At 62.8% G+C, this 11,925-nt stretch carries 11 protein-coding genes; 10 read left to right on the top strand and 1 reads right to left on the bottom strand.

Features of this window, described 5'->3' with window-relative positions; all coding sequences use genetic code 11:
• Window positions 1-9: 9 nt before the first annotated feature.
• Window positions 10-1,794 carry a PTS glucose transporter subunit IIBC gene (gene ptsG / locus BN2475_RS03265; RefSeq protein WP_094778148.1) on the top strand — a complete coding sequence of 595 codons (1,785 nt, stop codon included), beginning with the start codon at window positions 10-12 and terminating at the stop codon, window positions 1,792-1,794.
• A gap of 37 nt (window positions 1,795-1,831) precedes the next feature.
• On the opposite strand, the gene BN2475_RS03260 is transcribed toward ptsG, so the two are convergent.
• Entirely contained in the window at window positions 1,832-3,274 is a 1,443-nt protein-coding gene (locus tag BN2475_RS03260; RefSeq protein WP_094778147.1) for an anion permease, read from the bottom strand.
• Between the two features lie 106 nt (window positions 3,275-3,380).
• Between BN2475_RS03260 and BN2475_RS03255 the strand changes: the two genes are divergently transcribed.
• The 9 genes from BN2475_RS03255 (at window position 3,381) to BN2475_RS03205 (ending at window position 11,862) form a co-directional block, all read left to right on the top strand.
• Window positions 3,381-4,019 carry a 4Fe-4S dicluster domain-containing protein gene (locus BN2475_RS03255; protein ID WP_094778146.1) on the top strand — a complete coding sequence of 213 codons (639 nt, stop codon included), beginning with the start codon at window positions 3,381-3,383 and terminating at the stop codon, window positions 4,017-4,019.
• Between the two features lie 14 nt (window positions 4,020-4,033).
• Window positions 4,034-5,683, top strand: coding sequence for an FAD-binding protein (locus BN2475_RS03250; RefSeq protein ID WP_094778145.1), 1,650 nt, complete (start codon window positions 4,034-4,036; stop codon window positions 5,681-5,683).
• A gap of 21 nt (window positions 5,684-5,704) precedes the next feature.
• A complete protein-coding gene (locus BN2475_RS03245) occupies window positions 5,705-6,949 on the top strand; it encodes a complex I 51 kDa subunit family protein (protein ID WP_094778144.1) in 1,245 nt (414 codons plus the stop codon).
• A gap of 26 nt (window positions 6,950-6,975) precedes the next feature.
• Window positions 6,976-7,242, top strand: a complete 267-nt coding sequence (locus BN2475_RS03240) for a glutathione S-transferase family protein (RefSeq protein ID WP_094778143.1) — start codon at window positions 6,976-6,978, stop codon at window positions 7,240-7,242.
• A 149-nt stretch (window positions 7,243-7,391) separates the two neighbouring features.
• Window positions 7,392-8,234, top strand: coding sequence for a ferritin-like domain-containing protein (locus BN2475_RS03235; RefSeq protein WP_425435465.1), 843 nt, complete (start codon window positions 7,392-7,394; stop codon window positions 8,232-8,234).
• A gap of 291 nt (window positions 8,235-8,525) precedes the next feature.
• Complete coding sequence (locus BN2475_RS03230) at window positions 8,526-9,026, top strand: outer membrane protein assembly factor BamB family protein (protein WP_094778141.1); 501 nt, start codon at window positions 8,526-8,528, stop codon at window positions 9,024-9,026.
• 790 nt (window positions 9,027-9,816) lie between these two features.
• The gene (locus BN2475_RS03215) at window positions 9,817-10,068 is read left to right on the top strand and encodes a hypothetical protein (protein ID WP_094778227.1); all 252 of its coding nucleotides are present in this window, start codon (window positions 9,817-9,819) and stop codon (window positions 10,066-10,068) included.
• A gap of 49 nt (window positions 10,069-10,117) precedes the next feature.
• Window positions 10,118-10,384 carry a hypothetical protein gene (locus BN2475_RS03210; protein ID WP_094778140.1) on the top strand — a complete coding sequence of 89 codons (267 nt, stop codon included), beginning with the start codon at window positions 10,118-10,120 and terminating at the stop codon, window positions 10,382-10,384.
• 428 nt (window positions 10,385-10,812) lie between these two features.
• The gene (locus tag BN2475_RS03205; protein WP_094778139.1) at window positions 10,813-11,862 is read left to right on the top strand and encodes a Vgb family protein; all 1,050 of its coding nucleotides are present in this window, start codon (window positions 10,813-10,815) and stop codon (window positions 11,860-11,862) included.
• Window positions 11,863-11,925: the final 63 nt, after the last annotated feature.

Raw genomic sequence — 11,925 nt, 5'->3', positions numbered from 1 at the left:
AGATCCGTCATGTTCAAGCATGCCTTTGGAGTTCTACAGAAGATCGGCAAATCACTGATGCTGCCGGTCGCGGTGCTCCCAGTGGCTGGCCTGTTGCTCGGCCTCGGCTCGACCGATTTCCACGGCTACGTGCCGACCATCGTGCTCGGGCTGATGAAGAACGCGGGTGACGTAATCTTCGCCAACCTGCCGCTGATCTTCGCCATCGGCGTTGCGCTCGGCTTCACCGAGAACGACGGCGTATCGGGCGTCGCCGCGACGATCGGCTACCTCGTGATGACCGCGACATTGGGCGTGATTGCCAAGGCGGAAGGCCTCGAGGCAGACACGATCATGGGCATTCCGTCGATCCAGACCGGCGTGTTCGGCGGCATTCTGGCCGGTGCTCTGGCGGCCTGGATGTTCAATCGCTACTACAAGATCGCGCTGCCGCCCTATCTGGGCTTCTTCGCGGGCAAGCGCTTCGTGCCGATCGTGACGGCGATCGGCGGGATCGTGCTCGGCGCCCTGCTGTCCTTCGTGTGGCCACCGATCGGCGGCGCGATCAAGGCGTTCTCGCAGTGGGCGGCGGTGTCCGATCCGCGCACCGCAGCGACGATCTATGGCTTCGTCGAGCGTCTCTTGATCCCGTTCGGCCTGCACCACATCTGGAACGTGCCGTTCTTCTTCGAAATGGGCAGCTTCACGGACCCGACGAACGGCAATGTGGTCCACGGCGACATCAACCGCTTCTTCGCCGGCGACCGCACCGCCGGTATCCTGGCGGGCGCGTTCCTGTTCAAGATGTTCGGCTTGCCGGCCGCGGCGATCGCAATCTGGCACTGCGCCAGGCCCGAGAAGAAGGTCGCTGTCGGCGGCATGATGGTCTCGGCTGCGCTGACCTCGTTCCTCACCGGCATCACCGAGCCGATCGAATTTGCCTTCCTGTTCGTCGCCCCGGCCCTCTACTTCATCCACGCGTGTCTCGCGGCGACCGCGCAGTTCGTAGCCAACACCCTCGGCATGCACATGGGCTTCACCTTCTCGCAGGGCGGCATCGACTTGCTCGCGTTCAACCTCATCGGCAACAAGGCGACCCATGCGTGGTACGTCTTCATCCTCGGTCCGATCTACGCGGTGATCTACTACGGCGTGTTCCGCTTCGTGATCACCCGGTTCAACCTGAAGACGCCCGGTCGCGAGGATGACACCGTCGAAGCCGCCACGGTCAGCGCGGCCGGCGCCGGCGGACGTTCGCGCGATCTCGTGCTCGCCTTCGGCGGGCGTTCCAACATCGCGAGCCTGGATGCGTGCATCACGCGTCTGCGCGTGTCGGTCAATAACCCGGCGCTCGTCGACGAAGGCAAGCTCAAGGCGCTCGGCGCAGCAGGTGTCGTGCGTGTCGGCGACAGCGTGCAGGCGATCTTCGGGCCGCTGTCGGACAACATGAAGACCGACATGCAGGATTACCTGAAGACAGCGGGCAGCGAAGCCGACCTCGCACCGGGCGGCATGCCTGCTGCGGGCGCGGCACCGACCGCAGCAGCGACGGCCTCGGCGGCCGCGGCGCACGGTCCGGCGCAACAGACGGCGCGGGCGGAAAAGATCCGCGCGGCGCTGGGTGGCGCCGCCAACATCAAGAAGCTCGAAGCGCTCGCGGCCACGCGCCTGCGCGTCGCGCTGTCCGACGCATCCCGGCTCGACACCGCCGCGCTGAAGGCGGCCGGCGTCCCCGCGACGCAATCGCTCACCAACGGCGAGTTCGACCTGATCGTCGGGCTGGGAGCGGAGAACCTGGCAGGCGCGATGCGCTAGGCGCCGGGCAGCGACCCTTCTTGCGAAGGGCACTGCCTCAAAACAGGAGGGGCACGCTGATCAGAAGGAACACGACAATGTAGATGACGCCAAAGATCGCGCCGAGTCTCCAGTAGTCCCCTGCCGGCAGATAACCGCTGCCGAAATAAACCGGACTCGGCCCGGTTCCGTAGGGCGTCAGAATCCCCATGATGCCAAGCGTCAGCGCCAGCAACAGCGCGAACGCCTCCATCGGCATGCCGGGAATGGTCGTGCCCACGGCCAGCATGACCGGGAGCATCGCCGTTGCATGGGCGGTGACGCTGGCAAACATGTAGTGCGTGAAGAAGAAGATCAGCACCAGCACCACCGCCGCCATGGTCGGCGAGACACCGTTCATGTGCGCCGCGATCGTATCGGCGAACCACTTGACGAAGCCCGTCTTGCTGAGCCCGTCGGCGAGCGCAACCAGCGTCGCGAACCACGTGAACGTGTTCCACGCCTGCTTGTTCGCGAGCATGTCGTCCCATGTCACGACCCCGGTGAACAGCATGAACGCAATCACCATCAGTGCGGCAGTCGTGGCATTGACGTACTTGTCCCCGAAGATCCACAGCGCTAGCGCAATCAGCACCAGGATTGCCAGCACCAGTTCGCTTCGGGTGAGCCGCCCCATCTTTTTCAGCTCCTGCGCAGCCCACGCCGGCACCTCGTTGCCCTGCTTCACTTGCGGTGGATAGAGCACGTACGTGAGGAGCGGTACGGCGAGCAGCAGCACGATGCCCGCTGGCGCGGCGGCGAGGAACCACTGCGTCCAGCTCAGATCGACATGGACAGTCTTCCTGATGAGCTCGGTGGCGAGCAGGTTGGGGGCGAGCGCGGTGAGAAACATCGAGCTCGTCACGCAGGTGGTGGCGACGGCGGTCCACATGATGTACGAACCAATCCGTCGCGCCGAGGGATCGTTCGGCTTCGATTCATAAAGAGGCGGCAAATTGCGGATCACGGGGAAGATCGTCCCGCCGCTGCGTGCCGTGTTGGAAGGTGTAAACGGCGCAAGCACAACGTCGACCACCATGACCGCATAGCCCAGGGTGAGCGTCTTGCGGCCCATTGCCCGCACGAGCAACAGCGCGATACGCCGGCCGAGTCCCGTCTTCTCATAGCCGAGTGCGAACATGAAGGCGCCAAAGATCAGCCACACCGTGCCATTGGAGAAACCGGACAGCGCCCAGGCGAGACTCGCATTCGCCACATTGAAGCCCGGCTTGGCGAGTTGCACGGGACTGAAGAACACCCATTCACAGAACACGCTCACGACGGTCACGGCGATGAGGCCGATGGCCGCGCCTGGAATGGGCTCCAGCATCAGCCCGACGATCACGCCGGCAAAGATCGCGAAGTAATACCACGCGTGCTGCGCGAGGCCCTCGGGTGCGGGAATGATCGCGACCACGATCACTACGATGAGCGGCGCGAGGGCTTTCCAGGCAGCTTTCATGCGACCTCCGCTTGGCAATAACCTCAGTTGTGCTATCGTTTATATGATGTTTTCCATGGGTTCGCCAGTGTGGTGACAGCGCCACGCAAGGACACAGTGCGAGAAGATGGTTTGCTTGAGCATCGAAGGGCGCGAAGTTGAAGCCCCGGACAACTGCTCGATCCTGCAGGCTTTCGTGCATGCGGGAGAGACACTCGTCGAAGGTGTCGGCTGCATGGGTCAGGGGGTATGCGGCTCATGCCGCGTCATGGTCCGCAGACAGGGCGAGCAGGAGGTCAAGACCGCGCTTGCTTGCGAGACCCTGATCGAAGATGGTATGCAGGTCGCCTTCCTCGATTACTTCACCACCTCGTCGCATCATGTGTATCGCATGGAGGATATCGGCGACAGCTGGCAGACACTGCGCACGATCTCTGAAATTTTCCCGGAAGCCTCTCATTGTCGTCACTGCAGTGGCTGCGATCGCGCCTGTCCGAAGGGCCTTGATGTGCAGCGCGGTGTGAACCTCGCGGTGGAAGGCAAGCTCGCTCCATCGAGTGAAGTCTTCGACGAATGCGTGATGTGCAACCTCTGCACACTTGCCTGCCCCGAACATATCCGACCGAACCATCTCGGCCTGTTCGTGCGGAGGATGATCGCCGCGTCGTCGCTGCGGCCCGCAAATCTGATGCGGCGGCTCCAGCAGATCGAAAGCGGTGAGATGAAGATCGATTTCGATGCGCCGGGCGCGCAACCTCCGCACTGATCGGGCGAACCATCATGCCTGCCGGCGTTCCTTATGACGACGCGCTCAAGCGCTACCGCCCCGGTGTGCTGCCCACCTTACGCCGCGACGACAGCTCCGTCGATGAACTCCTCAAGGGCTATCATCCCGACCACGGCGCCAACGCACACGTTGCGCTGAGCGTCGGCGTGAACCGCGCCGAGCCCTGTCAGCCGGATCTTGCGCGCTACCTTCAGGCCAACGCGCTGGTCGACGACGTCGACCTCGCCGGTGCGCAGCTGGTGACCACCGACGTGCTGGTCATCGGTGGCGGCGGCGGCGGATGCGCCGCGGCGCTCACGGCTGCAAAGCAAGGCGCGCGGGTGATGCTCGCCACCAAGCTGCGGCTCGGCGACAGCAACACCGTGATGGCCGAAGGCGGCATCCAGGCGGCCATCGGAGAGGACGACAGCCCGCAGTTGCACTTCGAGGATACGTTGCGCGCCGGCCATTTCTGCGGCGAGCCCGAACTCGTTGCGCAGATGGTGATGGATGGCCCCGATGTGATTCGCTGGCTGATCCAGCTCGGCATGATGTTCGACCAGGAGGAGGCCGGGCCCATCGGCGGCAACCTTCTGCGCAAGAAACCCGGCGGCGCATCGGCCGCGCGCATTCTCTCGTATCGGGACTACACCGGGCTGGAGATGATGCGCGTGCTGCGCGAGGCGGTCGACCTCGATCCAGGCATCGAGGTGTGGAACCGCTGCCCAGTGGTCGAACTGCTTTCCGACGAGTGGGGGCACTGCGCCGGGGCCGTGATCTACAACCTCGAGTGGCGAACCTTTGTGCTGGTGCGTGCGCGTGCTGTGATCCTCGCGACCGGCGGCGCCGGGCGATTGCACCTGAACTCTTTTCCGACCTCCAACCACTACGGCGCCACCGCCGATGGCCTCGTGCTGGCCTATCGGATCGGCGCGCGCCTGCGCGAGCTCGACTCGTTCCAGTACCACCCCACTGGCATCGCTTACCCGCCCCACCTGGCGGGCGGGCTGATCTCCGAAGCGGCGCGCTCCGCCGGCGCGAAGCTGATCAATGGCGAGGGCGAGCGCTTCGTGGACGAGCTCAAGCCCCGCGACGTCGTGGCTTCGGCGATCCTGCGCGAATGTGCGCAGGGCCGCGGCATCGAACGCGATGGTCAGATCGGCGTATTCCTCGACACACCGACGCTCGAACTGGAGAACCCCGGCATTCTGGCCAAGCGTCTCGTCACGCTGACCCATCTCGCTCACAAGTGCGGTCACGATGCGGCGCAGGAGCCCTTCCTTGTCTATCCGACGCTCCACTATCAGAACGGTGGCGTGGCGATCGACAAGCATGGCGCCACGAGCGTGCCCGGGCTCTATTGCGTCGGTGAAGTCACGGGAGGCATACACGGGCGCAACCGGCTGATGGGCAACGCGTTGCTCGACATCCTGAGCATGGGGCGCCGCGCCGGGACCCACGCAGCGGAACTCGAGGGACGCGTCACGGCGAGCCGCGCCGGCATCGGCCACGTGCACGCGTGGCAGCGCGAACTGACGTTGGCCGGTTTACCTCTGGACGTCAAGGCACCGCAGCTCTTCCCCACCTATGCCCATTTCGATCTGCGAGTCGATGCCGGCGTGCGCTCGAGCGAGCGGGAGCGCGTGGTCGGCGGCATCCGGTGATGCGATCCACGGAGCGCGACGATGGAAAAGCTGAATCAGGTTCTTCTGAAAGACGATATCCGTGTTGGCGCCGACCTCGATGCCTGGCTTGCGCGTGGTGGCGGTGAGGGACTTGCCAACGCCTTGCAGGATCCGCACGTAATCATCGCCGAGATCGCCCAGGCGGATTTGCGCGGGATGGGGGGCGCCGGCTTTGCGACACATCGCAAATGGGCGCCGGTCGCGGCTGCACCCGAAGGCGACAAGTACATCATCTGCAACGGCAATGAGGACGAGCCCGGCACCTTCAAGGACCGCTTCCTGCTGGAGCACACGCCGCATCAGGTGATCGAGGGCGCGCTCATCGCCGCGGTGGCGACGCGCTCCAACCACGTCGTTCTGTACGTGAACCCGCACCAGACACTGGCCCTCGCGGTGACGCGCGAGGCGGTGCAGCAGTGGCAAGCGCACGCGCTCTTTGCCGCGGTCGAGCGGATAGTCGGCAGGTCAGTCGCACTGCGCGTCGTACCCAGCTCCGGCCTGTACATCGGCGGCGAGGAAACGGCGGTGATCGCGAGCGTCGAAGGCGGATTTCCGTTTCCGCGGCGCAAGCCGCCCTTCCCGGCTGAGCAAGGCGTGCATGGCGCGCCGACCATCGTGAACAACACCGAGACGCTCGCACACGTACCGGGAATCCTGCGTCATGGTGCGCAATGGTATCGCGACCTCGGCCTTGGTGATGCGGCGGGAACCAAGCTCTACTCGCTCTCGGGCGACGTCTTGCATCCCGGTCTGTACGAACTGCCGATGGGCACGAGCCTCGCGTCACTGGTCTTTCAGCATGGCGGCGGCATGCTGCAAGGCAAGGAGTTCAAGGCGGTCTTTACGGGTGGCCCTTCCAACACCTTGCTGACGAAGCGCGACCTCGATGTCGCACTGGACTTCGACTCGGTGCGGCAACGTCGTTCGCGTCTCGGGACCGGCGCGATGATCGTCGTGTCGGAAGGCACCAGCATCGTGCGCAAGGTCGCTGAGTACGTGAGCTTCTTCGCCCAGGGTTCGTGCGGCCAGTGCCCGCCCTGCAAGGGCGGAACCTTTCAGCTGATGCGGCTTCTCAACCGGATCGACACCGGCCGCGGCGTGCACGCCGATCTGGAAGCATTGGAGAACTTATGCCGCATCCTTCCCGGCAGCGGACGCTGCGGTCTCATCGACGGCGCGGTGACGGTGGTGGAGAGTTCGGTCAATCAGTTCCGCGACGAGTATGAGGCGCTTTTGATGGCGTAGGCGCGTCGTGGGCAGAGTGTGGGGGCGTGAGGTTCTCGCAGGAGTTGCTCGGCTTCATCAACTCGGTGTTGCACAAGAGCTACTCGCTGCTGTTCAATCTCGCAACACCGGAGAGCACACGCTCGGAACGCGGAGCGACCTTGCACAAACGCTACGCGTTGCTGGAGCAGCATTTTGCGAAGCAGCCGCGGTTATTGGAAGACGACTTGTCCGCAGCAACGCTTCGACACAAAGCCCCTCAAGTAATGTCAGAATTCGTGGTGCTGCATTCACCCTGGGAGTCTCCAGAATGAGTGATTCGATCTCTGACACATTCGCTGTCGAACGGCTGATCCAAGGCTTTATCGCACCAGTGCTGCCGCAAGGCCGACCCGATCAGGCGTCAATCGACGTGGCAGACCATAATGCCCGGCAGTGGACGAGCAATGTCGCTGGCCCGCTGATGCCGGGCTCCGATGCGCATCGCCGCGAGATGTGCCGAATGTTTCGCGAGACTTTCAATCCGTACCGTCCATCGGTGCTCGAATGGCCTAGTCTCGAGCCCGACGCGCTCGAGCGAATTGTTTCCCTGCCGATATGGGACATCGCGGTGCAAACCGAAGGCAGGGCACGGCTGAACATGGCCGCGTATGCCGCTACCGTCAACGAGCCTGACGTGCGCGAAGCCCTTGCGCTGAACGCATGGGAAGAAAGCCGCCATAAGGAGGTGCTCGCGCGGATGGTGGCCGCCTACGGCATTCCGCTCGCGAGCGAAGCGCCCTACCCCTATCCCCAGGACACCGAGTGGGCCTATCTCGTGACTGGTTACAGCGAGTGCATCGATAGTTTCTTCGCGTTCGGTCTGTTCGAAGTCGCTCAGCGCTCGGGACTATTCCCACCTGAGTTGATCGACACCTTCGAGCCGGTCATGCAGGAAGAATGCCGCCATATCCTGCTGTTCGCAAACTGGGTAGCGTGGCAACGCGCACAGTTGTCCTGGTGGCAGCGCATCCGCTTCGAGCTGAAAGTGGCCGCCGTGTGGGCGTTTCTCGGCTGGGAGCGGATGACCCTTGCGCGGACGCTCGACGCCGAAGGCAACGAGCACAGACACGATAACAACTTTACGGTGAACGGCGCGCAAGCTGTGTCTTCAGTCGAGGTCAGCGTGCGCGAGCTGATGACGCTGTGTCTCACGGAGAGCGAGCGACGCTTCGCTGGCTACGACCATCGTCTGCTGCGCCCCGAGACGATGCCGAAGCTGGTGCGCTTTGCGCTGCGTTTCATGCGTGCGGACAAGAAGAATTAGCCGGACGTGAAGTTCAAGACCGATCAGTCGCCGTGGCGGCTGACCGATGCACACCCGCAAGGGTGTCAGACGCCATGCTATGCGGCGCCGCGGCTTCGATCGCGCCGAGCCCATGAGCGCGCCGCGCCTGATTGCATTGATCGGAGCCCGCCGCGAAGTCGCGGCATGTCGTGGAACGAAGCTCGTAAATGGAGCAGGCCACCGAGCACCCGATCTCGCCGGTCAACACCGATGCTTTTTGGGACCGGCGGCAAAGCCGGCAACCTTGTCGGGGCGGGTTAGAAAAGTGGCATGTTCTGGGCATTCGACGCAGATACAGGCGCCCTGCATTGGTCGAGGCAAGTCGCCCCCGGCGGACTGACAGGCGGACTGCAGTGGGGGTCGGCCAATGACGGCCCGTCTATTTATGTTGCGGTATCGAACAGCGGGCTGACCGGTTCGGGCACGACGCCAGGCGTATGGCATTTGGCGCAAGGCGGCACCACCACGTCTGGAGGCTGGGCATCGATTAACGTCAACTCCGGCACAGTCCAGTGGACCACGCCTGATCCGCTCGGAAGCCGCACAGAGGCAGCGGTTAGTACTGCCAATGGCGTGGTCTTCGGATGCAATCTCGACCCGAACAATGGCACGATGTACGCACTCAATGCTGCTAACGGAAAAGTGCTGTGGTCGTTCAATAGCGGCGGTGCGTGTAATGCCGGACCGGCAATTGCTGACGGTGCGGTGTTCTGGGGCAGTGGCTCGTCGAACGGAACGGGGCCGCTGAAGTTTTTCGCCTTTGGTCTGTAGCGGGTACGTTGTTCTCAGCAGGAAACTCGCAGGGTGACGGCGAGGTATGCGGAACAGCAATCGAAAATCCGGTATCTCTGACGGCGAGATTCGAGCTCATCAAAAAGGCGAACCAACCGTTTCCCTGCTTCACTACGCCAGGTCCAGTGAGTCGCCAACTCGACACACACGGTTACGAGGTCACCACCGGTATGGGTCCGGATCTGATGTAACGCGGCGTGCCACAAGAATACGACCAACTCCCCTCGTCAATACCGTCGCTTAAGCGGCGCTTCGCGCCATGGCATGCCGACTCGACCTGCGCCGTGCTTCACTCGTTGAAGTGAAATCAGTTGCCCGAAGTAAGAACCGTGCTTGAACTGGCGACCGAACGCTTCGTGCCGACTTGAGCCAGAATGCAATTCAGATACCGATAGAAGTGTTCGAGTTGTCTCGCGTCAGAAGCGCGCGGCTCGAGGTCGAACGCATCTTCGAGTACGCGGCGCGATACGTGGAAATGTTGAAGTCCGAGGAAATTAGCCCACTACAAGACGATGCCGTCACTATCGTGCGGCACCGCCGCCCAAACGAGCGAATGGCTAGCCATGCAGCCACTGTGAAGCAAGTTAGAACAAAAGCTTATCGGCCCATGTTCACACAGCTGCGCGAGAGGCGAATCTTTTCAAAATTGTGACGCTCCACGATTTGACATTTTTACCACGGTCGGCATATTGCAGCGCAGCAAAAATTCTGTAGACTAGGGACAGGCGTTGCAATCGTTCGCCTACGCAATATGACGGGAGAATGCGCCATGATGACTTCTCAGGCTTACAAGCCAACCGCCCCCGTATTGCATGTCTTCGAGCAAGCTGGAGGCTGGCATTGGGGCATCACGGTCCCGCGTACGCGCGGCAGTGGATTCAAACTCATCGCTTTCAGTGAGAAAACTTTCCCCGTTGAGGACGCCGCCCGCACGGACGGACGTCAAGCGCTGGACAACTTGGCGGATAGCGGCACGCGCGACCCACCCGACGCCGACGCCGCGGGAACAGGTCTTTTGTAAGTTCGCTGTGCAAGAATTGAAATCCCCTTTCGGTCAGGAAGTGACAGCCATGGACCAGCCTCGTACAAACCTGACGGCACCCGTCCTTTCCGGCGATTCGACACTATGGTTTTCGGCCTACGGCTTCGGTTGGGGATACTGCGCCTTTGCGCTCCCTGCTGAAACGGTTTGTGAAAAACTCGGTGCAGCGAACGAGACCCCGAAACAATTGATGCTTGCCTTCGAACTCGGCAGGCGCCGGCTTTTGCAGGTAGTAGAGAAGAAATCGTTGCCCGACACGGGCGAGCGGATAACGCTTTCGGCCGCCGATCTCTGACAACGGACTGACATGTCGCTGTATCTGGATGTGGCGACACCGGGTGCGCGACGCGCGACTGCGAATATCCGCTGAGGCGCGCAGAGCTGACCTTTGACTGTCCGTTTATATGCGCCGACAAAAAACTGCAAGCGGCCGAACTCTGCGTCACGATTGACAGCCGCGGCCGCCTTTGGCCCCACGTCGTTAAAGTCCCGCTCGAGAAAAGGAACCGGTTCGCACGGCCCTGGACAACTGCGTTCGGCCGCGATTTGAGCCATGGCCGTCGAAGCGATCGCGCCTTCGATACCGACCTTCGCCACCACGATTGCAAATTGCCGCCCAAGTCAGTGTGGCCAATGAGTCGGCGCGGCAACGGCCGCGGATAAGTGCAACAATTGAAAGCCGTCAGCGCCCTTTGAAACTCATCCTGTGACACGGAGGCGAGCATGTTGGCGATCGCGAGGGAACGGGTTGCGGCAACGGTGAACAAGATGCTCGACGCAGGTCTGGCATTGTGGTTTGCGTCTGCTCTGGCGAGCGCTGCGCTCACCATCGGGCCCGCACAGGCACAAGCGCAGCCTCCTTCCTTCGAGAGCTTCGCCCTGCCGGCCGGCAGTGCGCCGCATGACGTCGCACCGGCGCCCGACGGCACCGTGTGGTACACCGCGCAGGCGCAGGGCGCGGTAGGACGGCTCGACCCGCGCAGCGGCAGGATCGACAGGATCGCGCTCGGCGCCGGCTCGGCGCCGCATGGCGTAATCGTGGGTCCCGATCGCGCGGCGTGGGTGACAGACGGCGGCCAGAACGCGATTGTGCGCATCGATCCCAAGACGCTCGCCGTCACGCGTTTTCCGCTACCTAAGGACCGGCCTGATGCCAACCTGAACACCGCCGTGTTCGACAAACAAGGGCATCTGTGGTTTACCGGGCAAAGCGGCATTTATGGCGAACTGAATCCGGCGCAGGCCCACATGCGAGTCTTCGATGCGCCGCGCGGACGCGGGCCCTACGGAATCTGCGTGACCCCGCGCGGTGATCTGTATTTCGCATCACTGGCGGGGAGCTATCTTGGTCGCATCGACCCCGCGAGTGGTGCGGCGCAGGTCATCGAGCCGCCAACATCGAATCAGGGCGCGCGTCGCGTATGGTCCGATTCGAAGGGGCGCGTCTGGGTCAGTGAGTGGAACGCGGGAAAAGTCGGCGTATTCGATCCCGTGACACATCAATGGCGCGAATGGCGACTGCCCGGCAACGATCCGCACGCGTACGCAATCTTTGTCGACGATCAGGATATCGTCTGGCTCAGTGAATGGAGCGCCAATTCACTAGTGCGCTTTGATCCGCGTGCCGAGCGGTTCGACGTGTTTGCATTGCCGCGTCCGCATGCGAACGTGCGTGAGATGATGGGCCGTCCGGGCGAAGTCTGGTTGTCCGAATCCGGCACAGATCATCTGCTGCTCTACCGGTCCCGCGCCGCCGATGCGAGCGGGAATTAACGAACACTGCGAACGAACACTGCGGACAAACACCGCGCACGACACGCTGCGCCGACACTGAAA

Source organism: Paraburkholderia ribeironis, assembly GCF_900019265.1.
Lineage (GTDB): Bacteria > Pseudomonadota > Gammaproteobacteria > Burkholderiales > Burkholderiaceae > Paraburkholderia > Paraburkholderia ribeironis.
This window is presented reverse-complemented; position numbering and strand designations above follow the sequence as displayed.